Below are 23,080 nucleotides of genomic sequence, written 5' to 3'. Positions count from 1 at the left end.
CGCCTGACCAGGCGCGGCGACATGACCGCGGTGCTGTGCGGCAACGACGAGGTCGCCTTCGGCGTGATCAAGGCCTTGCAGGACGAGGGCTCGCGGGTCCCCGAGGACGTCAGCGTCGTCGGCTTCGATGACCACCCGCTGGCCGAGATCTGGACTCCTTCGCTGACCACGATGAGCCAGGACTTCGCCGAACTGGGGCGCATGGCGGTCGACTTCCTGCTCGGCAGGCTGGCAGGGGTGCCGGTCGCGACGCCGCGGTCCACCCCGCGCCTGGTCGTGCGCAAGAGCACCGCTCCACCCGCCCGCTGACCCCGGCCTAGGAACGCTTGGACCACGCATGCGTGGTCCAAGCGTTCCTTCATGACATCTGTGTGTTGAAAGCGTTATCAGACCATTTCCCGTGGTCCCCTTGCCACATCGCTTGATAAACGCTTTCATGGCTGAACCGCACCGTATGTCCGGCTTAAGGAACGTGATGACGAGCAGAACCCTCCAGTGGCGTCCCGGCTCACTCGACCTGGTACTCGAGCGGCCCGAAGACGCTCCGGCCCGCATCGCGAGGCTCGGGACCGCGTCGCCCGCACCGAGCGGCGTGGCCCCGTTCCGGGTGCAGCCGCTGGTCGAGCTGATGGTTCTGGGGGAGGGCCGGGGACTGTCCAACACCCGGTTCACTGACACCGCCGCCGGATCGCGGCTCCGGTTCGTGGACGCCGTCGAGCAGGCGGACGGCGACTGGCGCGAGCTGCGGGTGAGGCAGCGTGACGAGGTGACCGGTCTGGAGGCGACCAGTGTCTTTCGCGCCAGGACGGACGTCCCGGCCCTGCAGACCTGGACCGAGGTCACGAACACCGGGCCGGCGCCCCGGGTTCTGCAGATGGTGTCGTCCTTCGCCTCCGGCGCTCCGGCCGGGACGGCGGACGACGGCGACCTGGTCCTGTGGCGGGCGCGCGCCGACTGGTGCGCCGAGGGCAGGTGGGCGGCCATCCCGCTGTCGGGGCCGGACGGGCTGGCGGACATCAACAGCGAACTGCACCGGCACGACGGCCGGGGCGCGCTCGTCACGGTGAGCAAGAGCACCTGGTCCTCGGGGGAGTACCTGCCGACAGGCGTCCTGGCGAGTGCCCGCACCGGCCGGGCCTGGGGCTGGCAGATCGAGCACAACGGCGCCTGGCGCTGGGAGGTGGACCGCCGCCGCGACGGGGCGAACGCCGTCTCCTTCGTGCTGAGCGGCCCCACCGACCTCGACCACCAATGGAGCACCCGGCTGCTTTCCGGGGAGAGCTTCGTCGCTGTTCCCGTGTCCGTCGCCGTGTCCGACGAGGGTTACCAGGGAGCTCTGGCCGCACTCACCCGGCAGCGGAGGGCGATCCGCCGCGCGCATCCCACAGGCGACGCGCTGCCGGTCATCTTCAACGACTACATGAACACCCTCATGGGCGACCCGACCACCGAGCGCCTGCTGCCTCTCATCGACGCCGCCGCGGAGACCGGCGCCGAGTACTTCTGCGTCGACGCGGGCTGGTACGACGACGGCGGGAAGTGGTGGGACAGCGTCGGCGAGTGGCGCCCCTCGACCGGCCGCTTCCCGGACGGCGGGCTCGCCCGGGTCTTCGACCACATCAGGTCCAGCGGCATGCGCCCCGGCCTGTGGCTGGAGCCGGAGGTCGTCGGGGTGCGCAGCCCTGTCGCCGCGACGCTGCCTGACGAGGCGTTCCTGAGCCGCAACGGCGAGCGGGTCGTGGAGCACGGCCGTTACTTCCTCGACCTGCGCCACCCCTCCGCCAGGAAGCATCTCGACGACGTGGTCGATCGCCTCGTGCACGACTACGGCACCGGATTCTTCAAGCTCGACTACAACGTCACCCCGGGGCCGGGCACCGACCGGGGCGCGCTCCAGCCGGGAGAGGGACTGCTCGAGCACAACCGGGCCCACCTGGAGTGGCTGGACGACCTGCTCGGCCGCCACCCTGAGGTGATCTTCGAGAACTGCGCCTCGGGAGCCATGCGGGTCGACTACGCGATGCTCTCCCGCCTGCAGCTCCAGTCCACCTCCGACCAGCAGGACTGGCGGCTCTACGCCGCCATCGCGGCGTCCGCGCCCGCCACGATGCTCCCCGAGCAGGCAGGCAACTGGGCCTACCCGCAGCCGGGGATGCCCGCGGAGGCTGTGGCCTTCACCATGATCAACGGTCTGGCCGGGCGGCTCTACCTGTCGGGGCATCTCGACAAGATGAGCCGGGCCGAGCGGGAGCTCGTCGCGGACGGGGTGGCTGTGCACAAGCGGATCAGGACGGAGGTCGCCGCGGCCGAGCCGTTCTGGCCGCTGGGTCTGCCCGCCTGGTCCGACGACGTCGTCGCGCTGGGCCTGCGCACCGGTGACACGGTGCGCCTGGCCGTATGGCAACGCGACGGCGGGCCGCACGACATCCAGATGGACCTGCCCGGCCTGCGCGGCCGCCGCCTGCGGGTGGAGACCGAGTATCCGGCGAAGCTACCCGGCTGGCAGCACCGGTGGGACGCCTCCACCGCGCGGCTCACGGTCCGTCCTGCCGTACCCGGACCGTCCGCACGCCTGATCCGCCTGCGGCCGGAGAACTGATCCCTTCCAGCGTGGCAGCCCTCACCTCCCACCACACACCAGGAGAATCCATGAAGACGCGAGGCCTTTCCCGCGCGGCAGCCGCCGCCACATGCGGGGCTCTGCTGCTGGCCGGCTGCTCGGCGGGCAACCCCGGGACGTCCTCAGACACAGCCGGCCCGGCCTCCACGACCTGGCCCGACCCGGGCGCCGGCCTGCAGGGGGTGACCCTCACCCTGTGGATGTCGACGCAGACCGCCGCGATGGCCGACAACGTCATCAAGTCGTTCGAGGCCAAGACCGGAGCGAAGATCACCAAGGTCGTCATTCCCGACGTCTACGAGACCAACGCGCCGACCAAGCTGGCCACGGGCGCCAAACCGGACCTCGCCACCTGGCAGCCGACCGGCAGCATGCTCGCGCTGCTCAAGCCGTCCACCGACCTGCAGAGCCTGGACGGCGCGCCGTGGCTGGCCAAGCAGACGCCGGCCATCCAGAAGCTGGGTCTGGTGAACGGGCATCACTACGCGGCCTTCGTCAACGTCCCCTCCGTTCTCGGTATCTTCTACAACAAGTCGGTGTTCCAGAAGGCGGGGATCACGAGCCCGCCCAAGAACTTCAGCGAGTTGCTCGCCGACGCCCAGAAGATCAAGGCGAAGGGGGTGGCGCCGTTCTTCGGCGCCGCCGGCGACCAGTGGCCCACCCAGTGGTGGCCGCAGGTCCTGCTGGCCGAGGCGTCGAAGAAGGGCCTGTGGGAGCGGGTCAGCCAGAACAAGGAGAAGTTCACCGATCCGGAGATCCTCGGCGCCGTCCGGCAGTTCCAGGACATGGTGAAGCAGGGGCTGTTCAACAAGGACGACAAGACCTCCAAGTACACCGAGTCCGGCCCGGCCCTGCTCAAGGGCGAGGCGGCGATGGTGCTGCAGCTCACCTCGTTCGCGTCGCTGATGCAGTCGACGGCGGACACGGCGACCATAGACCGGGAGATCGGCTGGTTCCCGATCTCCAAGGACGGCGACATCGCCACGTCGGTGCCCGGTGGTGACAACGCCCTGGTCGCCTTCAAGACCGGAGATCCGAAGCGGGAGGCGGGCGCCCGGCAGTTCCTGCGGTTCTGGCTGGAGACCTACTACCCCGACTACGTGAAGTCCGCTGGCACCGTGTCGATCGAGCCTGCCGTACCGACTCCCGCCGGGGTGCCGGAGGTCGTGAAGCAGGCCACGGCCGCGCTGGACGACGCGGCCGGCTCGATGCAGCAGAACGCCGCGGTGAACCCGGACTTCTACGTGAACCTGGCGAACATGGTCAACGGGACCATGACCCCCGAACAGGTGACCTCCACTACACAGTCGCAGTTCGCCCAGCTCGCCCAGGCACTCGGGATCCAGGGCTTCTGACGGCGATGGGGGGCGCGGACCCTCTCCCGCCCCCCACCACACTGAAAGGCATGCAGGATCGCCAGGATCCCTTCTCTTTCGGCCGCCTCCGGTCGCTCGCTGCGGCGAGCGGTGTTGTACCCGAGCTCGTTCCTCGCTCCGGCGTTCGCCGTGCTGGCCGTGTTCTTCTTCCTGCCGACCGTCTTCAACTTCGTCTACGCCTTCACGGACTGGTCGGCCTTCCATGACGACATCCGCCCCGTGGGGCTGGCGAACGTCAAAGCGGTGCTGTCCAACGGCTCCCTGTTGTCGTCACTGCGGATCACCATCGTCTACGCGGTCCTGGTGGCGATCATGCAAACGGGGTTCGGGCTGGGGCTCGCCCTGCTCCTGGAGCGCGACACCCGGATCAACCGGTTCGCCAGGGTCGTCTTCTTCATCCCGGTGCTGATGTCCGCCCTGGCGGTGGGGTACACCTTCCAGGCGCTCCTCAAGCCCGACGGCCCGCTCAACGGGCTCCTCGGCGCTCTCATCGGCCAGCAGGTGACGATCCCCTGGCTCGGCAGCACCACGTGGACGGTGGTGACGGTGGCCTTCGTGAACTCCTGGAAGTGGATGGGGCTGGCGATGGTGATCTTCCTCGCCGGTCTCAAGACGATCCCGGCCGACGTGCTCGAGGCGGCCAGGATCGACGGCGCCGGCAGGTGGAGGACCTTCCGATCCATCCGGTTCCCGCTGATCGCCCCCGCGGTGACCTTCAACGTCGCGACCGCGCTGCTGGGCTCCTTCAACGGGTTCGACACGATCCTGGCGACCACAGGGGGAGGGCCCGCACAGCAGACCGAGGTGCTCGACATCTACATCTTCCGCGTCTACGGCAACGGCCTGTTCGCCCAGGCGACCACGATGAGCCTCGCCCTCCTTCTCCTGGTCGCTCTGCTGGCCTTCCCCGTCATCGGCTACCTGCGCAAGAGGGAGCGCGTCCTGTGAGGAACTCCGCCCGGGCCTGGTCCCGCCTCGTTCACCCGGCCGTCGTCATCATCCTGACCGCCGTCGTCATCGGAATCCCGCTGTGGCTGGCCCTGGTGACCTCCGCCAAGTCGCAAGGCGAGGCGAACCTGCCCGACCTGTCTCTGCCACGGGTGTGGCACCTGTGGGACAACTACTCCCAGGCGTTCACGCAGGGCCGCATGCTGTGGGCGCTGTTCGGCAGCCTGCTGGTCATGGTGCCGTCCGTCGCCGGGGTGCTGATCTTCGGCTCGCTGGCTTCATGGGTGCTGGCCCGGCGGGCAGGACGCGCCATGGCTGTGCTCTACTCGGCTGCGATCAGCGGGATCATCCTGCCTCCGGCCGTCGTCACGATCGTGCTGCTGCTCCGGCAACTCCACCTGGCCAGCACGCCGATCGGCATGATGCTGGTCTACATGGGCATGTACATGTCCCTGGTGATCTTCTTCGTCACCGGTTTCGTGCGGACCATACCGGTCGAGGTCGAGGAAGCGGCCCGCATGGACGGCGCACGGCCGCTCGGCATCTTCGTCAAGGTCGTCCTGCCGCTGCTGCGCCCGGTCATCGCGACCGCCACGATCCTCATCTGCCTCTACATCTGGAACGACGTCTTCTACGCCTTCTTCGTGCTCGGCGGAGGGACGTACTCGACACTTCCCCTGAACCTGTACTCGGTGGCGAGCAGCAACCTGTATCAGAACAACTGGAACCTCGTTTTCGCCTACGTCGTGCTCATGAGCCTGCCGCTGGTCGTCGTCTTCGTCGTCGCCCAAAGACGGATCATTTCCGGCATCACCGGAGGAGCCGTCAAGTGACGGTGGTCCACTGCTGGTCGGGCCGCCCGTTGCAGCCCCAGATCCATGCCCGGCGCGCCGTTGGCCTGGAAGGTGCCGGTGACGGTCAGGCCGCGCCCCGACCCCACACCCTTCAGCGCGTTCGCCGGCGGCGTCGTGCGGCCTGCGTCTGCGCGGGTTCATCGGCGAGGTCGAGCACTTCCTGCGGCGGCTGATGTCAGATGGCTGGGCCCGGCGCCGCACGACCGCACGGGGCTGGCCGATGAGCCCCGCCCGGGGTTCCGCGTACCGTCACCGACGCTCAGGTGAAGGAGCATGTCCCCGGGCGCACATTCCCCGCAACTACCCGAGACGTATGGGACCGACAAGGACGTGGAACCGTGGAGCCGCACCTCAGCTCGGACGCATGAGCTCTACCGGACGCGCCACGCCGACTTACGTCCATCCGAGCTGACGATCCGGTCGGATCCCGCCATCGGCGTGATGACCGCCAACAGGCGCGATGCGACCACAACGGCGGCACGCGCGTTGGAGGGCGTTGGCGATGAGGCTCATGAGGTCGATTCCCTCACCATTTCCTCGAAGCGGTCGGGGCTTTCCACCGAGCGGCTGGAGCGCGTCGAGAGGCCGTGGCGGTGTCGCGTTGCCGGGGCGTGGTGTTGCGGGGCTGGGCCTAACGGGCGTGGCGGGCGGCTTTGAACGGTTCGGGAAGCAGGCGGTTGGTCAGGGCGGTGAGTTTCGTACGCAGGTCTCCGCCGATGACGTGGTCTCTGCCGGCCATGAGGGCGCGGTAGCCCTGGGCGGCGACCTGGATGCGGCTGTTCTTCTTGGCGCCGGGGCCGAAGGCGGTGTTGCCCATGCTGGCGCGGGCGTGGAGTTGCTGTCGGTGGCGCCGGGCAGCAGCAGCGCGGTGACGGTGACGCCGGGCGCGCGGTCCTTCATCTCTTGGCGCAGTGCCTCGGCGAACATGTACGTGAACGCGCGGGAGGGTCCGTAGACGGTCTCGTACGGGGTGGGCAGCGTCGCCGACAGGGACGAGGTGATGAGAATTTTGCCGTTGCCGTGGTCGGCCATGTGCCGTGCGACCGGTTTGGCGAGCGCGACGACGGAGGTGATGTTGAGGGCGAGCAGGTCGAGTTCGTCGTCCAGATCGGTGTCGAGGAACGCGCCGCCGATGCTGCGCCCGGCGTTGAGCACAGCTGCTTCCAGCGGTCGGCCGGTGTCTTGGACGGCCTGCCACACCACTTGGACGCCGTCGCGTTCGGACAGGTCGGCCCGGACGGGAACGACGTGGGCACCGTGCTGTTCGAAGTCGGCGGCGGCCCGGTCGATGCTGTCGCTGCGGCCGGTTGCGACCAGGTCGTAGCCGTTGCGGGCGAACAGCAGGGCCAGCTGGTAGCCGATACCTGCGGACGCGCCGGTCACCAGGGCGAGAGGGCGGCCGGAATCGCGCTGGTCGGTGCTCATGAGGTGCTCCTGGGGGCGTGTGCGGGATCGACCGGGTCGGCAGCGGCCTGATCGGCTGCGGGCCGGGGAAGGGGATCTGCGGCCCAGCTGGCCAGAAGGCGCCAGGCGTCCTGAGAGGACTGGTCGTCGGTCGGCAGGTAGACGAAGAAGGTCTGGTCGTCGATGCCGGGCATGGTGAATGCCTGGTAGTCGATGCTCAGCGGCCCGACGACGGGGTGGCGGAACCGTTTGGTGCCGAAGCTGCGGTCCAAGACCTTGTGGTCGGCCCACCAACGGCGGAAGTGCTCGCTCTTCATCGACAGCTCACCCACCAGCTCGGCGGTGCGGGTGTCGTCGGGGTGGCGGCCGGCGTCCAGGCGGAGGATCGCGGTCATCTCCGAGGAGATCTTCTCCCAGTCGACATACAGGTCGCGGGCGGCCGGATCCAGGATGATCCACCGTGTGAGGTTCCGCTCCCGGTAGGGCATGGCGTCGAAGTCGGCCAGCAGCGCCTTGGCCAGCCGATTGGCCGCCAGGACGTCGCCGCGCCGCCCCAGGACGAAGGCGGCCTGGTCGGTGAAGGAGTCCAGGAACCGATGCAGCCCGGAGCGGTCCTTCTGCACCCGCGGCGGGCTCCGGCGGGCGGCGGGCTGGGGGCGCACGAGGTCGAACAGGTGAGCCCGCTCGGCGTCGTCCATGCCCAGCGCGCCCGCGATCGCCTCCAGCACCCCGGGCGTGGGGCTGATCTGCCGCCCCTGCTCCAGCCGCGTGTAGTGGTCGGTGCTCACCCCGGCCAGCTGAGCGACCTCCTCGCGCCGCAGGCCCGGCACCCGCCGGTAGGCGCCGCGCTCGGGCAGGCCCGCCGACTCCGGGCTGATCCGGGCACGACTGCGGCGCAGAAACTCACTCAGGTCCACATTTCATGCCATACCTCCATGCTCCCCGCCGACCGTGCCGCGGAACGCCACGAGCCTGGGTCGCCGCGTCCTAGGAAGCCGTTGACCAGGACAATCCGCCCCCGCTACCGGCCCCTGCCGCGCCCCTGGCCGGTGATGTCGTGGAAGAGCGGCACCCGATCGCCCCGCGGTACCCGGACCGCACCCGAACCGACCGACCTGGCGACGCCTCGCGCGCCGCCGTACGAAAGGAACTTCGCATCGTGAAGGCCTGGCTCATCACTGGCTGCTCCACCGGCTTCGGGCGCTGCCTCGCTCAGGCCGTACTGGCCCACGGAGACCAGGCAGTGATCACCGCCCGCAACGTCGAGCAGATCAAGGACCTTGCCGAGGCCGCACCCGACCGGGCTCTGGCCCTGCCGCTGGCCGTCACCGACCCCGGACAGGTCCGCGCCGCCATCACCACGGCCCAGGAGCGGTTCGGCGGCATCGACGTTCTGGTCAACAACGCCGGCATCGGCTACTACGCCGCCACCAAGTTCGCCGTCGAGGGCCTGACCGACGCCTTGCGACAGGAGGTCGCCCCGCTGGGTATCACCACGCTGCTCGTCGAGCCCGGCCCCTTCCGCACCGATTGGGCCGGGCGTTCCGCCCATGAGACACCGCCCGAGCGGGAGATCGCCGACTACGCCGACACGGCCGGCGCGCAGCGTGCCGCGTTCCGCGCGGACACCGGCAAGGAGCCCGGCGACCCTCACGCCGCCGCCCGGGCGATCATCACCGCCCTCGCCGCCGACACCCACCCCCAGCGCCTGCTGCTGGGCGCCCCGGCGTACAGCATGGCGATCGAGCAGCTGGAGTCGATGCTCGCCGAGATCCGCGCGAACGAGGCACTGACGAAGTCGGCCGACTTCGACGCCCCCGCCGCCTGACCTCCGTCCCGTGAACGACCGATTCGAGGCCGCAAGATGACAGGTAACGCGTTCGTCTCTACGCGTCCCGCTCCTGCCGATACGGGAGCACTCTGGAGGCATGATCGGCAGACGGGTCGATGGCTGTACAGACCCGTGGCCGGCCCGGCGCTGGCCCGCATGGCGTGGAGTGTAGGTATGCGGGCCGTGTGTACGTGGGTCACTTCGCCTGGAAGCCGCCGTCGATGTTCAGGATCGTGCCGGCCACGAACGACGCCTTGTCGGACAGGAGCCAGTGGATGCCCTCGGCGATCTCCTTGGGCTGGCCCATGCGGCCCATCGGGTGCATCGCGATGATGGTCTGCTCGTCGTACTGGCCGAGGGTGATGGCTCGCGCGATGACGTCGGTCTTGATCGCGCCGGGGGCGACCGCGTTCACGCGCACGCCTTGGGAGGAGTATTCCAGGCCCGCGGTCTTGGTCAGCCCGACGACCGCGTGCTTGGTGGCCGCGTATGGACCGCTGTACGGGATGCCGTTGAGGCCGGCGATGGAGGCGAGGTTGACGATGGCGCCCCCGCGGCCGCCGGCGAGCATTTCCTTGATCTCGCGCTGCAGGCACAGGAACAGGCCCATCACGTTCGTCGACAGCATCTGCTGGAACTTGACCGGGTCGGCGTCGGCGATCGCTGCCGTCTCGTGGGCCAGGCCGGCGTTGTTGACCGCGTAGTCCAGGCGGCCGTACTCCGACAGGACGGAGTCGAACAGGGCGGTGATGCTCTGCGGCGCGTGAGCTCCGGAGACGAGCGATCCTTGACACCACGGCTGCGATGCTGAATGAGATGCCAGTCGCCGAGGTCAGCCTCAATGAGCTGAGCCGACGCGTCGGCCTGGCCAAGTCCAACGTCCTGCGCTACTTCGAATCGCGCGAGGCCATCCTGCTGGAACTGCTGGACCGCGCGTGGAAGCAGTGGATCGCGGACCTGCCCGACCGATTGGCTGCCGAGGTCGGCGAAGGCGGCTCCATGGGGGAGCGCGGTGACCGGCTGGCCACGGTCCTCACTCGATCACTGGAGGAACGCCAGGTGCTGTGCGACCTCCTCAGCGCGCAAGCCGGCGTTCTGGAGCGCAATCTTTCCGCCGACCTGGCCGGCTACTGGAAAAGGACGGCCATCGGGAACGTCGACGCCATGGCTCGCCTGATGCGGCACTACCTGCCCGAACTGGGCGACCGCGCCTGGATCTTGTGTGCTCAGGCCATCATGGTCGCTGCCGCGGCCTGGACCCATGCGCGCCCGTCCGCGGCCATGCTCGACGCCTACGACGCCGATCCTCCCTGGCGGCGCTGCGCATGGACTTTGCCCCTACCTTGCAGGACATGCTGTCCGCATTGGTCGCCGGCACCCTGACCCGCGCCGCCACGCCCTGAGAGGGCATTTGATTTGAGTAGATTGCGCCCTATATCCCAGTAGGCATCTCGCCAGGTTGGAGTTCTTTCGTCCGTTATGCGCTTGGTCAGGTGCGGCTCGGGCCATGCGGAGGCCAGGGCCTTGACGGTCGTCCGCCGGCCGACCCCGTACTTCTTCTCGATCGCGCGGCCCGACGTCCCCAGGCGGGCCATCCCGGCGGATCGGGGTGTCGTCAAGAGTCGTGCCATCGGGTACACGCGATCGTGTTGACCCTGGTGACAGCTCTCGAAGCTCGCTGGGGTTCACCTGCAGAATGCTGATTCTGTCCCACCAATCCGGCTCGCTGACCTGGGCTCACGCAATCGCGTGTACCTGCTGACTGTTTCCCGGTGGCACGCCCGGCCAGCCGACAACGCCACGGATGATCGTCGACCGACTGAAGAGAGAAGGAATCTCACCACTCGCCGCGCGAAGCGGAACCTGGCTTCAACTCGTCCGTGAGGCCCCACCCTCCGTACTCGCGCGCTCTCGGTGTTCATCCGATCACGGCCATGCGATATGCAAAGCTCGCGGGCGCGGACTTCCTCAGCTACCCCCGGCCAGGCGATGTCCATGGATGACCAGAGGCGCCAGCTGAAACGCCTTTGCGTGCTGGCCGGGCGAGCTGTGATCATGCCGCTCATGGGTTGAGCTTTGTGCCGTAGTCGTGAACCACGCCAGCGTGCTGTCCCGTGAACTCCGTCGGTCCTTGGAGGGTTGATCATGTCGTCCGATTCCGTGGAAGCCGTGCTGGTCGTCGTCGACCGGGACGGTGCCGTGCTGTGCGACATGGCCAGCGGCATTCCGGCGCTGCCGCGGATGTGGTTCGACGGCAGATGGCCGCCGATGGGCAGCGAGCTGACCGATCATGTTCGTCGCGAACTCGGGCTGACCACGGTGGTCCTGGAGCCGTTGGACTTCACGACAGTGGTACTACTGGCGGCGGGCGGAGCGCAGCCGCTCTCCGCCGATGGGTTCGCGTGGCACGGTCACGATGCGGTGAGCGGGCAGAGCCTGGTCCTCGACCGCCGGGCGGCGCGATCCCGGCCGCTCGCCTCCGACTGGTTCAGGCCCGGCTGGTTCGAGCGAGCCGAGTCCTACATCGACGGGGAGATCAAGGCTGCCGGTCGCGTGCGCCTCGGTCCCAGCCGCCAGATCAAACACTGGAGCATGTCCGCTGTGCTCCGCACGCCGACCGACCGGGGTGACCTGTACCTGAAAGCAGTCCTGCCGAGGCTGGCTCACGAACCGGACATCACTCGATACCTTGCGTCATTGCGCATCGCGCCGTTCGCCACCATCACCGCGATCTCACCCGATGACCGCTGGTGGCTCGCCGAGGACTTCGGCGGTGTGGACGGCTGGGCGGTCTCCACAGAGCAACGTCGCGCGTGCCTGACCCAGCTGGTCATGGTGCAGAAGGAGACCATCGGCCGCGGGGACGAGCTGATCGCCGCGGGGTGCGCCCCGCTCACGCCGGCATCGCTGGCCGACGACGTGCGGTCGACCCTGGCCCGCGACGACATCTGGCGGGCGCCCAAACTTCAGAAGAACCTGCACCGGGCGCTGACCGACGAGGAGGCCGACCAGCTGCAGGAACTGACCCCGTACCTCGTCGCGTGCGCCGAGCACCTGGACGAGGCGGCCATCCCGGCGACGATCGTCCACCGCGATTTCCACCCGGGCAATGTGGTCGTGCGCGACGACGAGATCCTGCTGCACGACTGGAGCTTCGCCACTGTCACGAACCCGTTGTTCGATCTGGCCTCATGGCTGCTCGACGCGTCTGAGCCGGACGCCGCAAGCTACCTCGAGGCCTGCTTCACGGCCTGGGCCGACACCGTCGCTCCGGAACGGATGCGGAGCGCGTGGCGCGTGGCCAAGCCGCTCGCCGCGATGGTGGAGATCATGAAGCTGATCGAGCTGGCCGACATCGTCGGACCGGATCACGACTTCAACTGGCTACCGATGACCTACGGCTGGGGGCGGCGGCTGCTGCACGCGGCCACCGACCCCGACCTGACCATCAACGGTTGGCGAAAGTAGGGGCCCATCGGTCGCGCTCGGGGCCCACTCGACGCCCGGGACCGCATCGCGCCGGACTTATCCCACGCCATGTTCGAGCCCGAAACCAGCCGGCCGCGGCCCGGTCACGCCGTATGCTGGCCGTCCTCTGACCAGGTAAAACCTGGACGCCTGTACCTGGTGACACGAGTTTTGCCGACACCCAAAAGCAGGTCCTGTCGGGGTTGATCAAGTCGCGCAGGAGGTGGAGGCGTGGCTCCTGGGTGATCGTCTCGTGCGTGGTGCGCTGATGGCAGGGCGGGTGCGAGGTGTGACACGACCATGACACGGCGCGGACGAGGCGGGGACACGTCCCATCGACAGTGGATGGGTTGACCGGCGAGCAGGTCACGGAAGGTGTGGTGACGGCCGGCGGCGTGTCGCGGGCGTTGTTGGTGGTGGTCCTCGCCATCTACGACACCTGCGCGGCGCCCATCGGCGAGACGGCACGACAGATCATCACGTGACCCGCCCGCGCACCTGGCCGGCCCTTTCCGTTCCTCGAAGGAGTTGCTGTCTTGAAGCACTTGTCCGTTGCCACCGCAACGGTGGCAGCCCTGCTGCTGGCCACCGCCTCGCCCGCGACGGCCGCCGGCGCCACCGCGGTCGGTGACGTTCGGCAGGCCATGGAGAAGCTGGCCGAGACGCCCGGCGTGGTGGGCGCGATCGGCGGTGCGTACGTGGACGGCAAGCTCGCCGGCCAGGGCACCGCCGGGTCGGCGACTGCTCAACGGCAAAGGCGGCCCGATCCCGGCGGGCTCCCGCTTCCGCATCGCTTCGCAAACCAAGGTGATGGTGGGCACCGTGCTCCTCCAACTCGTCAAGGAGGGCGAAATCCGACTGGACGACAAACTCGCCGATGTGCTGCCCGAGGTGGCCGCCGCCGGGCTGGTGGAACGAGCCGACGAGATCACCGTCCAGCAACTGGTGCAGCACACCTCCGGCATCCCCGACTGGTTCTACAAGAGCGGTACGACCGAACCGGCGTTCGACGTCTTCGACTTCACCACCGACCACCCACCCATCGACATCGTGGAGATGACGCGTGGCCTGCCGCGTACCGGCGAGCCGGGTGAGAAGTTCACCTACTCCAACACCAACTACACGCTCATCGGCATGATCATCGAGAGGGTGACCAGGCACACTCTGGCGAACGAGCTGGACCGGCGGCTGTTCCGCCCGCTCGGCATGATCCGGACGTACCACATCACCAAGCCGCCGGAGGGCATCGAGGGCCCGCACGGGCACGGCTACTACCCCGACTCCACCGGCACCCCGCGCGACGTGCACCGCTACAACGCCAGCTTTTTGGGCTCCGGCGCCGGCGGCGTCGTCTCGACCGCACAGGACGTCAGCACCTTCTGGCGGGCCCTCACCCAGGGCAGGCTGCTGCCGCCGTCCCTGCAGGAGGTCCTCACCCGCGGCCCCCAACCCAGCGTGCGACAGGACACACACCAGTGCGAAGAAGACCTGAAGATGTTCGGCGGCTCGGCGCCCGGCTTCACCACGCTGATCCTCTACTCGACCGATGGCCGGCAGCAGTTCGAGATGTCCGTCACGCGCAGCACCACCGATGACGACGCCATCATTCCCGCGATGGTCAAAGCCGGCCAAGCCGTCCTCTGCCCGACGGGCGTCGCGTAGCACCGGCGCCCACTCGTCGACAAGATTCCGGGGCTCGAGAGGCCAAAGGAGCAGCCGAACCAAGGGTTCGAGGTCTCCACGCGCCATGGCGATGGCCTACCAGGACCACAGCCCCAGAGCCCAGGCGATCCACCTGATCCGTCTCCGTACAGCCCTGGACAGGGCCTGGAGTTCGCACGGCCGCGGCCCCCGCCGTGCTCAGTGCGCCGGACACGGAGACCCAACACATGCCGGGTGGAAATCGATGAGCAGATCCTCGGCCGGCCCTGAACCCCCCAGTTGGCTTACAGGATGAGAGTACCGCCCTGCTGGCCGGCGCATGAGCAGTCAGGCGCTGTGCTCTCAGCGCCACCGGTAGCGAGTCTGGGACGACTCGCTACCGGTCGCGAAGGCGAACCCCTTGTCCGGCTGGACGCGGTAGAGCTGAACATTCCCGGTCCGAATGGCGTCGCCCAGTTGATACCAGGTTCCGTCCTCGCGGGTGAGCTGCCAGCCATAGGCCTGTTCGAACGCGGCCGCCACGGCCTGCCTGGTGGCCTGGTCGGTGACCAGGCTCGCAGTGCCCTCGATGACGTAGTCCATGCCGGTCAGGGTGTCGGTTCCGGTGGTCAGCGCACAGTGCCGGTTGGCGCTGAGGTTCTTGGCCTTCTGCTCGTTGTCGCCGGTGGTGAACCACATCGCGCCGAGCGCCCAGATCGCCAGCAACGGTGTCACGTGGGGGCGGCCGTCCCGGCGCACTGTGCACAGCTGGAATTTCTGGATCCGGCGCAGTGCCCACTCCGTCGCCTCCCACGGCGTCGGGCTGGCGCCGGGCGAGGAGAACGGACCGAGGCTGGTCTGCGGCGCGGTCGAGTCGCCGGCCGTATGAGTGGACATCATCTTCTCCTTGTGATCGTCGCGAATTCCGCCCCGCCGCATCGGCTGGGAACGCTCAGCGGGTGCCGGCGAGATGGCCGGCCAGGATCCTGGTGACCGACAGCGCGGTGTCGAAGTTCGGGACGAGCCGGGTTTTCGTCAGCGCGAACGCGACGCCTCGCGCGGGGTCGGCGTAGGCGTAGCTGCCACCCCCGCCCGGCCATCCGAACGCCACGGAGTTCTCCTCGGCGGGGGCGCCCATCCTGCCGATCGGGAAGCCCAGCGCCATCCGCGCCGGAGTGCCGAAAACCTGATCCACACCCTCGTACGCGAGCGTGGACAGCCGCGCCAGCCGCGCAGAGTCCACGAGCTTGCCCTGCAGCACGGCGTCGAACATCGCGGCAAGGCCATGCGCAGTGACGCTGGCCACCGACGGTATGTCGGCGCAAAGGATCTCGCCGTTGTTGCCGAAATAGGCACTCGGCCGGCTCTCCCACGGCGCGAGAATGGCATCATCATCGTCGTCCGGGCCGGCAGGCCATTGCCACGCCTGCTGCTCCAGGCGCGCCAACTCCGGCAGCGCCTGCCGCGGAGCGGCGAAGCAGAGCTGTCCCTCGATGTCGAGCGGCGCAGTGATCCACTCACGCAGCAGCTCGCACGTGCGCCGCCCGGTCGCGCGGCGCGCCAGCTCACCGATGAGAAAGCCGAAGGTGTAGGAGTGGTAGCCCATGGCGGTGCCTGGCCGCCAGCGCGGCTCGGTGTCGGCCAGCGCCGCGCACACCCTCGGCCAGTCGGGAAGCTCGCCCGGGGTGATCTCGCGCGGCATGGCAGGAAGACCGACCGTGTGGGTCAGCACGTGCCGCAGTGTCGCCTCGGCCTTGCCGTGCGCCCCGAACTCGGGCCACAGGTCCGTGACCGGGCTGTCGTAGTCGAGGAGACCACGCGCGACGAGCAGGTGCGCGAGCGTGGCCGCGACGTTCTTGCCGGTGGAGAAACTGAAGATCGGCGTGCCGGAGGTGAGCGGCCGCCCGGTGGCCGGGTCGGCCGTGCCGGCCACCGCGTCGACGATCAGCGTGCCGTCCTGATAGACAGCGACCTGCACACCGGTCTCCGCGCCAGTATCGACCAGCGCATCGATATGACGCTGAATCTGTTCCTGTATCTCACTCATCGCTTTCCTCGTCACTTCCTCGCCCGCACGGAGCAATCGCCCCTCCGGCCGGTGGAGAGTGGTGTGCCGCCCGCCCGTTGCTGTACCAGTCGACCAGGGAACCGCGCTGTCGGCCGGACGGGCCACGAACCCGACCCCGCCGTTCACGGACTCGACGGTGCCGCGAGAGTCGCACACCGTGCGCGGTCCCGGTCACAGGCATCCTGAATCCTTCTCGCGTGGGGCACCTTCCGAAGGTAAGACAATCGACGGCGGGAAAACTCATCGTGCCGGACAGAGCCAGCCGACGGCGGCCACCTCGGAGACAACCTTCAGCCACTGAAGTCGAGTTGGGCCGGACACCGTCAACCCCGCACGCATTGCCTGTTCCTCTGGGTGCTGCTACTTCTCACCGACATTCCGCGGCCCGATCACCCCTCAAGTGCTGTTCAAACTGCGGATCTGGCTCAAAGTCCGTGAAGCTGTCACGTCTTGTGATCACATTGTCAGTGCGGGTGGTCGTCAGGTGATCGCGATTTCGTAACTCGACGCGCAGATGAACGGCCGCGTCGTCATGATCTGGTTCATCCCGGAACTGATCATCACGAGCGGCCGCGAGGTCATTGTGCAGCATGCCCTGGCAGGCGAGGAAGCTCGCCGTGTTCTTCTGCTGTTCCCACATCTCAGCCAGGTGCATATCGAGGCCATCGAGCAGGATCAGCGTGGCCTGCTGATCACGGCTCGGACCAGAGCTGACCGTGCGATATGTCACCAATGCGCCACCCCGGCAGGCAGACGGCACAGCCGTTACCGTCGTCGTCTTCACGATCTGCCGTCCTCAGGACGGCCCATACTGACCGACTTGGAGGTCCGCCGGTTCTTCTGCGACAACCCCGCCTGTGACGTTCGCACCTTTGTCGAGCAGATCCCCACGCTGACCACGCGGCATGCCCGCCGTACTCCGCTGCTGCGTGCCGCGCTGGAAGCCATGCTGGAAGCCATCGCCCTGGCGTTGGCCGGACGCGCCGGAGCGCGGCTGGCGTCCGTGCTGGGTCTGGCAGTCGGCCGCTCCACACTGATCCGGCCGATCCACGCCCTCCCCGACCCCGAGATCGGCCGGCTCACCGCGGTGGGCGTGGACGACTTCGCCCTGCGCCGGACAACAGCTACGGCACCATCCTGATCGACATGACCACCCATCGGCCCATCGACCTGCTGCTCGACCGCCAGGCCGACACCCTCGCCGACTGGCTTCGAGCCCACCCCGAGGTGGAAGTGATCTGCCGGGACCGGGCCAGTGCCTATGCCGAGGGCGCTCTCACGGGCGCGCCCCAGGCCAGGCAATGTGCCGATCGGTGGCACCTGTGGCACAACCTGATCCAAGCCGTGGAACGGTCGGTCGCCCGGCATCGCTCCTGCTTACCAGACCCTCAGGCCGACTTTTGCGAGCAGCCCGAGCCGCCCGAGCAGCCATCGGCAGCGCCGAGCACCACCGGCAAAGGTTCAACGCGGTTCGCTGACCGCACCCGTGCCAAGCACGCCAGAATCCATGAGTTGAAGGCGGCCGGGCATAGCCTGCGCTCCATCGCCCGCCAACTCGGCATGACCGACCGCACAGTGATCCGATACGCCCACGCCGCCACGCCCGAGGAACTGTTGTGGGGTCAGTGGACCAACAAGCCCAGCGTCGTCGACGACTTCAAGACCTACCTGCACCAGCGCTGGCAAGAGGGCGAACGCAATGCCACCCGCCTGCTGAAAGAGATCACCGCACTCGGCTACCGCGGCAGCTACGGCGCGCTCAGTGACTACCTGCGCCCCCTGCGCGCGCCCCGCCCTGTCGCCCCGCCGACACCTTCGGTCCGCAAGGTCACCGGCTGGCTCGCCACCCGCCCCGACCGGCTCGAAGAGATCCACCAACTCCAGCTCAAGACCGTCCTGGACCGCTGCCCGGAACTGGCCGCACTCCTCAAGCACGTCCGCTCTTTCGCCATTATGCTCACCCAACGCCGAGGCCAAGACCTTCCCGGCTGGCTCACCGCGGTGAAAGCCGAAGACCTGCCCGCGCTTCACGCCTTCGCAAGCGGCCTCGAGCGCGACCTGGACGCCGTCACCGCCGGCCTGACCCTGCCCTGGAGTTCCGGCCCGGTGGAAGGCCACGTCAACCGCATCAAAATGCTCAAACGCCAGATGTTCGGCCGCGCGAGTTTCCCGCTTCTGCGCAAACGAATACTCCTCACGCCCTAGCGATCATCACGCACCGTCACCCATTCACGGACTTTGAGCCAGATCCGCTACTCACCAGCAAAATCATCATCGGGATGTTCAGCGCGCCCATGACCATCTGGGCACAATCGCTGCGCATGGCGCGCTATCCCGGTACCTCTGCGTGGCAGGGGCTTCGCCATCCTCAGGACGCTCATGCAGGCGACGCCCCCGATTGACGCCGCCATCGTCACACCGCTCCTGGCCGCCGGCATGCTCGCTCCGGCTGCCCTGATCATGACCGTCATCGCGGCCGTGCCCGCCGTCGTCCTGTTGAGCACGGCCAACGGAGATGTACGCGACGCCTGACACAGGGGGCATCACCTGCGGATCCGTTGAAGATTTCGCCGGGTGGGGGGTGCGCACGAAGGCCGCGCCCTCGTCCAATCAGCTCCATGTGTTCCCGTTCACCGTTCGCCTTTGGATGACGAGGATTCTTCTTATGCGCGCAACTTCGCGCCCCACTTTCGTGTTCGTTCACGGCGGTTCCAGCAATGCCCGGGCCTGGGGCCCTGCAGAACGAGCTGGCCCTGCTCGGGCACCGTTCGTACGCCGTCGACCTGCCCGGCCACGGCGATCGAGCCGATGTCCCCGCCGCCTACTACCGGCTGCCGTACGACGCCGCGGCACTGGCTGACGCCGCCTCCGCGCTGCGTGCCGTCACGTTGCAGGACAACGTGCGGCACGTTGTCGACGCCCTGCGCCGGCTCGCCGAACACGGCCCGGTCGTGCTGGTCGGCAACAGCCTCGGCGGGCTGACCATCAGTGCCGTCGCCAACGCCGTACCGGACCTGCTCGACCGCGTGGTCTACCTGTCCGCGCTGTGTCTGAGCAGCCCGGCCATGCTCACCGAGGCGTGGGACGTGGTCGACGACAACCTGCTCGACGCTGCGGCGGCCCGGATCGCCGTGCCCGGCGTGCCCGACCCCGGTGTGGCCCGGCTGAACTGGCGCAGTGCCCACGCCGACCCCGAACTGTTCGCCGAGTTGAAGGCGGCCCTCATGGCCGACTCCACCGACCACCAGTTCCGGCTGTTGCTGGACTCCATGGACCCGGACGAGAACCACGCGGTGCTGGAGCCGGGGGCACTGGTCACGGCCGACGGGTGGGGACGTGTCCCGCACACCTACGTCCGCCTGTCGCAGGACCGCAGCATCACCCCAGCCGTCCAGCGCAACTGCTCAAGGGCGCGGCCTGGGCGGCGGTCAAGGACAGCGTGCTGACCGACCTGGGATTGCCCGAAGACCCGGCCGCGCTGCTGGCCGAGCATGCCGAGCGGCTGGATCGCGCCTACCGGGTGGTGCGGGCCGGGCTGGCCGCCAACACCTCCGTCACCATCGACGACGACGGCAAGATCCACGTCGCCAGCGTGAAGGCGATCGAGGAGCCGCCGTCGCTGATCGACCTGCGCAAGCGGGTGGAGGCGATGATGCCGCGGGTGGACATCTCCGAGGCGGTCGTGGAGGTGCTGGGCTGGTGCCCGAAGTTCATGGAGGCCTTCACCTCGATCGCCGGCACCGGCCCGCACCTGGACACCCTGGACATCTCGGTGGCGGCGTGTCTGACCGCCCAGGCGCTGAACATCACCTATGGGCCGATCGCGGTCAAGGGCGTGCCCGCGCTGGAGCGGCACCGGCTTGGCTACGTCGACCACACCTACCTGCGCGCCGACAACTACGGCGCGGCCAACCCGCACCTGATCGCCAAGCAGGCCGGGATCGGTTTCGCCCAGGTGCTGGGCGGCGGCCTGGTCGCGGCCATCGACGGCATGCGTTCGTCGTCCCGGTGCCCTCCGCTTACGCCCGGCCGAACAAAAAGTATTTCGGTCCGAAACGCGGAATAACATGGCTGAATATGATCAATGACCAGGCGTTCGGTATCGCGTCGAAAATCGTGTCCGGTACCGAACGGGATTGCCTGCACGCGCTGGACGTCATCTTCGGATCGGGCGAGGGACGCCGGGCTGACGTGATTGCCGCGGATACCGGATCGTACAGCGATCTGGTGTTCGGGCTCGCGCATCTGCTGGATAAAGAATATAGGCCGGCGCTGGCCGATCTGCCGGACCAGAAGTTGTGGCGGGTGCAGGCCGATGCCGACTATGGGGCGCTGAACGTGCTGGCGCGCGGGCGGCTGGATCTGGGCAAGGTGGCCCGGTGGTGGCCGGACCTCCTGCGCCTGGTCGGCTCCATCTACACCAGCGCCGTCAACCCCTACGACGTGGTACGGATGCTGCAACGCGAGGGCCGGCCGACCGCGATGGGCGAGGCGATCAACACCTACGGCCGCATATTTAAGAGTTTGCATGTGCTGGCGCTGATCGATGACGAGGGCATGCGGCGCGGCATCAAAGGCATCCGCAACCTTCAGGAAGGCCGCCACGATCTGGCGCAGAAAGTCTTCCACGGCCGCAAAAGCCAGGTGTTCCAGCGGTATTACGAGGGGATGGAGGACCAGTTAGGAGCTCTGCGCATTGTTTTGAATTGCCTGGTGCTGTGGAACACGGTCTACATTGACGACGCTTTGCGTCAGTTGCGGGCGCAGGGCTATCCGGTGCTGGATGGCGACGTGGCCCGGCTCAGTCCGTTTATCAGGCGGCACATCAATGTGCACGGCCGCTATTCCTTTCAACGTTCGCAGCTGGGTGGCGGGCGGCGGGCTTTGCTTGATCCTGACGCCAACGACGCCGACGACGAGGATTGATGGCGATTCCGGCCTCGTCACCCCGGCTCCCACGACTGCCCGTGTCCGGGAGGGCGTCTCCCTCCGCCGAGGGCGTTGGTGGTGGTGCGCAGGGCGGTGATGAAGGCGGTCGTGGCCGGCGGGTCGGGTGGTTCGCCGAACGTGGCGAGGTAGATGCGGCGCCGGAACCCGGTCAGCTCGCTGGCGACGACCCCGTCCGCGTGATGTGAGCGCAGTGCGAGGCCGGGCATGGTGGCGAGCCCGAGCCCGGCGGCGACGAACGCCTGCTGGACGATCATGTCCTCGCTGCTGTAGATGATGCGCGGGCTGAATCCGGCGGCTTCGCAGAACTGGAGCAGCTCACCACGGCAGTTCTCGCAGCCCGCGATCCACGCTGACTCCCGGTGGTCCGCCAGCGTCTGGTCAGGATGACGGCTGAGCAGGTACATCGGATCGTCGAGAAGATAGGAGTAACGGACGCCGTCATCCGGCACGTCGTCGTCATAGCGGTGCACGATCGCCAGGTCGGCCGAGCCGTCGCGCAGCCGCTGCAGGGCCACCGTGGGAAAGGCGTCGGACAGGTGCAGTTCGATGTTCGGGTACGACTGCGCCAGCGCCATGGCCGCGGGCGGGACCAGGACGCTCAGGGCCGAGCTGAAGGCCGTGAGGCGGACCCGGCCGGTCTGTAGCCCGAGCTGGGCGGCCAGTTCGGCGCCGGCCGCGTCGACCCGGCCGACGATCTCCGCCGCGCGGCGGGCGAGCAGTTCGCCTTCGGGGGTGAGCCGGATGCCGCGCCCGACGCGCTGGATCAGCTTGGCTCCGGTCGCCGCCTCCAGCCGGGCCAGATGGTGGCTGATCGAGGGCTGGGAGTAGTGCAACGTCTTGGCCGCCTCGGTGACCGAGCCGTGAGCGGCGACCGCCGCAAGGACGCGAAGCCGGACGATGTCGAGCATTCATTAAGCCTATCGATGGATTCTCGCTAAAGGTGGCATTAGACGCATAAGCCCTCTTGGGTGCAGGCTCGTCGGTGAGCCGGGATGGGCTGAATGGCCGGGTCAACCACAACGGCCGAATGCCGTGCAGGCCCGACGGCGGACGAGAGTAAGGGAATCCACAGCAATGCGTACGTACCAGGAACTGTTTCGAACGCCCGAGTTCACCCCGCTGTTCGCGGCCTCGTGCGCGCAGGTCGCCTCGACCACGCTGAACGGGCTGGCGCTCGCCACACTGGTGTACGCCCACACGGACTCCCCGTTGCTTGCCGCGTTGAGCATGTTCGGGCCGTCGTTCGCCGAATTGCTCGGCGCCACCACGCTGCTGTCGGTGGCCGACCGGGTGCGACCGCGTACGGCGCTGACACTGACCGCGCTGGCCGGCGGCCTGGCCGGCTTGGCGCTGGCCATGCCGGGCATGCCGCTGTGGGCGATGTTCGCGGTGATCTTGGCTCTGGGCCTGGTCGGCTCGATCGGCGGCGGTGTCCGGTACGGCCTGCTCAACGAGATCGTGCCACCGAACGGGTACGTACTCGGCCGCTCGGCGCTCAACATCTCGGTCGGCGCGATGCAGATCGCCGGCTTCGCGCTCGGCGGCATCATGCTGGCGCTGGTGTCGCCGCGTGCGACGCTGGCCATCAGCGCGGCGCTGGCCTTCGTCGCGGCTCTGGTGCTGCGGTGGGGACTCAGCGACCGGCCGGCGCGGGCGTCCGGCCGCCCGTCCGTCGCGGCCACCTGGCGGGTCAACCGGCACCTGCTGTCCACGCCGGCCCGCCGGGCCGTCTACCTGGCGGCGTGGGTGCCCAACGGCCTGGTGGTGGGTTGTGAGGCGCTGTTCGTGCCCTATGCGCCGCGGGCCGCCGCCGCGCTGTTCGTCGCGGCGGCGCTGGGCATGCTGTTCGGCGATCTGGCCGCCGGACGGTTCCTGTCGCCACAGGGGCGGCGGCGGTACGTCACCCCGCTGTGATTCTTG

The 23,080-nt window shown here is 68.3% G+C and carries 22 protein-coding genes and 1 pseudogene; 16 read left to right on the top strand and 7 right to left on the bottom strand.

What is annotated here, in order from left to right; genetic code table 11:
- The 5 genes from ACFKCF_RS59660 to ACFKCF_RS59640 form a co-directional block, all read left to right on the top strand.
- The coding region (locus ACFKCF_RS59660) for a substrate-binding domain-containing protein (RefSeq protein WP_394506156.1) at positions 1–309 on the top strand (309 nt) is incomplete at its 5' end.
- A 166-nt stretch (positions 310–475) separates the two neighbouring features.
- Positions 476–2,599 carry a glycoside hydrolase family 36 protein gene (locus ACFKCF_RS59655; protein WP_394506154.1) on the top strand — a complete coding sequence of 708 codons (2,124 nt, stop codon included), beginning with the start codon at positions 476–478 and terminating at the stop codon, positions 2,597–2,599.
- Positions 2,600–2,649: 50 nt separating this feature from the next.
- Positions 2,650–3,975 (top strand): ABC transporter substrate-binding protein, encoded by a 1,326-nt coding sequence (locus ACFKCF_RS59650; protein WP_394506152.1) that lies wholly within the window; start codon positions 2,650–2,652, stop codon positions 3,973–3,975.
- A gap of 111 nt (positions 3,976–4,086) precedes the next feature.
- On the top strand, positions 4,087–4,944 hold the full coding sequence (locus ACFKCF_RS59645) for a carbohydrate ABC transporter permease (RefSeq protein ID WP_394506150.1): 858 nt from the start codon (positions 4,087–4,089) through the stop codon (positions 4,942–4,944).
- Entirely contained in the window at positions 4,941–5,777 is an 837-nt protein-coding gene (locus ACFKCF_RS59640; protein ID WP_394506148.1) for a carbohydrate ABC transporter permease, read from the top strand. The genes ACFKCF_RS59645 and ACFKCF_RS59640 overlap by 4 nt, the downstream gene beginning before the upstream one ends.
- A 702-nt stretch (positions 5,778–6,479) precedes the next feature.
- Here ACFKCF_RS59640 and ACFKCF_RS59635 read toward each other — a convergent pair.
- A complete protein-coding gene (locus tag ACFKCF_RS59635) occupies positions 6,480–7,223 on the bottom strand; it encodes an SDR family NAD(P)-dependent oxidoreductase (RefSeq protein WP_394506146.1) in 744 nt (247 codons plus the stop codon).
- A complete protein-coding gene (locus tag ACFKCF_RS59630; RefSeq protein ID WP_394506144.1) occupies positions 7,220–8,119 on the bottom strand; it encodes a helix-turn-helix transcriptional regulator in 900 nt (299 codons plus the stop codon). The genes ACFKCF_RS59635 and ACFKCF_RS59630 overlap by 4 nt, the downstream gene beginning before the upstream one ends.
- A 242-nt stretch (positions 8,120–8,361) precedes the next feature.
- Here ACFKCF_RS59630 and ACFKCF_RS59625 point away from each other — a divergent pair, with 242 nt between their 5' ends.
- Complete coding sequence (locus tag ACFKCF_RS59625; RefSeq protein ID WP_394506143.1) at positions 8,362–9,030, top strand: SDR family NAD(P)-dependent oxidoreductase; 669 nt, start codon at positions 8,362–8,364, stop codon at positions 9,028–9,030.
- A 199-nt stretch (positions 9,031–9,229) separates the two neighbouring features.
- Here ACFKCF_RS59625 and ACFKCF_RS59620 read toward each other — a convergent pair whose 3' ends face one another.
- The gene (locus tag ACFKCF_RS59620) at positions 9,230–9,784 is read right to left on the bottom strand and encodes an SDR family oxidoreductase (RefSeq protein ID WP_394506166.1); all 555 of its coding nucleotides are present in this window, start codon (positions 9,782–9,784) and stop codon (positions 9,230–9,232) included.
- Between the two features lie 65 nt (positions 9,785–9,849).
- Here ACFKCF_RS59620 and ACFKCF_RS59615 point away from each other — a divergent pair, with 65 nt between their 5' ends.
- From ACFKCF_RS59615 to ACFKCF_RS59600, 4 genes are all read left to right on the top strand, one after another.
- On the top strand, positions 9,850–10,416 hold the full coding sequence (locus ACFKCF_RS59615) for a TetR/AcrR family transcriptional regulator (protein ID WP_394506141.1): 567 nt from the start codon (positions 9,850–9,852) through the stop codon (positions 10,414–10,416).
- 762 nt (positions 10,417–11,178) lie between these two features.
- Positions 11,179–12,501, top strand: coding sequence for a phosphotransferase family protein (locus ACFKCF_RS59610; RefSeq protein ID WP_394506139.1), 1,323 nt, complete (start codon positions 11,179–11,181; stop codon positions 12,499–12,501).
- 350 nt (positions 12,502–12,851) lie between these two features.
- Positions 12,852–12,986 (top strand): hypothetical protein, encoded by a 135-nt coding sequence (locus ACFKCF_RS59605; protein WP_394506137.1) that lies wholly within the window; start codon positions 12,852–12,854, stop codon positions 12,984–12,986.
- Positions 12,987–13,128: 142 nt separating this feature from the next.
- Positions 13,129–14,163: a serine hydrolase domain-containing protein gene (locus ACFKCF_RS59600; RefSeq protein ID WP_394506135.1), complete on the top strand. Its 1,035-nt coding sequence runs from the start codon at positions 13,129–13,131 to the stop codon at positions 14,161–14,163.
- 342 nt (positions 14,164–14,505) lie between these two features.
- Here ACFKCF_RS59600 and ACFKCF_RS59595 read toward each other — a convergent pair whose 3' ends face one another.
- From ACFKCF_RS59595 to ACFKCF_RS59585, 3 genes are all read right to left on the bottom strand, one after another.
- Positions 14,506–15,039, bottom strand: coding sequence for a pyridoxamine 5'-phosphate oxidase family protein (locus tag ACFKCF_RS59595; protein WP_394506133.1), 534 nt, complete (start codon positions 15,037–15,039; stop codon positions 14,506–14,508).
- A 55-nt stretch (positions 15,040–15,094) separates the two neighbouring features.
- Positions 15,095–16,189, bottom strand: coding sequence for a serine hydrolase domain-containing protein (locus ACFKCF_RS59590; protein ID WP_394506131.1), 1,095 nt, complete (start codon positions 16,187–16,189; stop codon positions 15,095–15,097).
- Positions 16,190–16,577: 388 nt separating this feature from the next.
- Entirely contained in the window at positions 16,578–16,994 is a 417-nt protein-coding gene (locus ACFKCF_RS59585) for a hypothetical protein (protein ID WP_394506168.1), read from the bottom strand.
- Here ACFKCF_RS59585 and ACFKCF_RS59580 point away from each other — a divergent pair.
- From ACFKCF_RS59580 to ACFKCF_RS59560, 5 genes and pseudogenes are all read left to right on the top strand, one after another.
- On the top strand, positions 16,875–17,351 hold the full coding sequence (locus ACFKCF_RS59580) for a transposase family protein (protein WP_394506164.1): 477 nt from the start codon (positions 16,875–16,877) through the stop codon (positions 17,349–17,351). The genes ACFKCF_RS59585 and ACFKCF_RS59580 overlap by 120 nt on opposite strands.
- Before the next feature lie 5 nt (positions 17,352–17,356).
- Positions 17,357–18,415, top strand: coding sequence for an ISL3 family transposase (locus ACFKCF_RS59575; protein WP_394506129.1), 1,059 nt, complete (start codon positions 17,357–17,359; stop codon positions 18,413–18,415).
- Positions 18,416–18,589: 174 nt separating this feature from the next.
- Complete coding sequence (locus ACFKCF_RS59570; protein ID WP_394506127.1) at positions 18,590–18,742, top strand: hypothetical protein; 153 nt, start codon at positions 18,590–18,592, stop codon at positions 18,740–18,742.
- Positions 18,743–18,927: 185 nt separating this feature from the next.
- The gene (locus tag ACFKCF_RS59565) at positions 18,928–19,656 is read left to right on the top strand and encodes an alpha/beta hydrolase (protein ID WP_394506125.1); all 729 of its coding nucleotides are present in this window, start codon (positions 18,928–18,930) and stop codon (positions 19,654–19,656) included.
- A 203-nt stretch (positions 19,657–19,859) separates the two neighbouring features.
- A pseudogene (locus tag ACFKCF_RS59560) lies at positions 19,860–21,136 on the top strand (transposase).
- 17 nt (positions 21,137–21,153) lie between these two features.
- Here the strand turns inward: ACFKCF_RS59560 and ACFKCF_RS59555 are convergent.
- A complete protein-coding gene (locus ACFKCF_RS59555) occupies positions 21,154–22,068 on the bottom strand; it encodes a LysR family transcriptional regulator (protein ID WP_394506123.1) in 915 nt (304 codons plus the stop codon).
- Positions 22,069–22,234: 166 nt separating this feature from the next.
- Between ACFKCF_RS59555 and ACFKCF_RS59550 the strand changes: the two genes are divergently transcribed.
- The gene (locus tag ACFKCF_RS59550; protein ID WP_394506121.1) at positions 22,235–23,074 is read left to right on the top strand and encodes an MFS transporter; all 840 of its coding nucleotides are present in this window, start codon (positions 22,235–22,237) and stop codon (positions 23,072–23,074) included.
- The last annotated feature ends 6 nt before the right edge of the window (positions 23,075–23,080 follow it).

Source organism: Nonomuraea sp. JJY05 (assembly GCF_043496855.1).
GTDB lineage: Bacteria > Actinomycetota > Actinomycetes > Streptosporangiales > Streptosporangiaceae > Nonomuraea.
The sequence above is the reverse complement of the archived record's forward strand: the minus strand, read 5'-3'. Positions and strand labels throughout refer to the sequence as shown.

Excerpts from the sequence above, each read along its gene's own strand:
- ACFKCF_RS59570 (WP_394506127.1), top strand. The coding sequence starts at position 18,590 with ATGCAGGCGACGCCCCCGATTGACGCCGCCATCGTCACACCGCTCCTG.
- ACFKCF_RS59615 (WP_394506141.1), top strand. The coding sequence starts at position 9,850 with ATGCCAGTCGCCGAGGTCAGCCTCAATGAGCTGAGCCGACGCGTCGGC.
- ACFKCF_RS59555 (WP_394506123.1), bottom strand. The coding sequence starts at position 22,068 with ATGCTCGACATCGTCCGGCTTCGCGTCCTTGCGGCGGTCGCCGCTCAC.
- ACFKCF_RS59550 (WP_394506121.1), top strand. The coding sequence starts at position 22,235 with ATGCGTACGTACCAGGAACTGTTTCGAACGCCCGAGTTCACCCCGCTG.
- ACFKCF_RS59575 (WP_394506129.1), top strand. The coding sequence starts at position 17,357 with ATGACCACCCATCGGCCCATCGACCTGCTGCTCGACCGCCAGGCCGAC.
- ACFKCF_RS59590 (WP_394506131.1), bottom strand. The coding sequence starts at position 16,189 with ATGAGTGAGATACAGGAACAGATTCAGCGTCATATCGATGCGCTGGTC.
- ACFKCF_RS59610 (WP_394506139.1), top strand. The coding sequence starts at position 11,179 with ATGTCGTCCGATTCCGTGGAAGCCGTGCTGGTCGTCGTCGACCGGGAC.
- ACFKCF_RS59635 (WP_394506146.1), bottom strand. The coding sequence starts at position 7,223 with ATGAGCACCGACCAGCGCGATTCCGGCCGCCCTCTCGCCCTGGTGACC.
- ACFKCF_RS59650 (WP_394506152.1), top strand. The coding sequence starts at position 2,650 with ATGAAGACGCGAGGCCTTTCCCGCGCGGCAGCCGCCGCCACATGCGGG.
- ACFKCF_RS59565 (WP_394506125.1), top strand. The coding sequence starts at position 18,928 with ATGCCCGGGCCTGGGGCCCTGCAGAACGAGCTGGCCCTGCTCGGGCAC.
- ACFKCF_RS59595 (WP_394506133.1), bottom strand. The coding sequence starts at position 15,039 with ATGTCCACTCATACGGCCGGCGACTCGACCGCGCCGCAGACCAGCCTC.
- ACFKCF_RS59655 (WP_394506154.1), top strand. The coding sequence starts at position 476 with ATGACGAGCAGAACCCTCCAGTGGCGTCCCGGCTCACTCGACCTGGTA.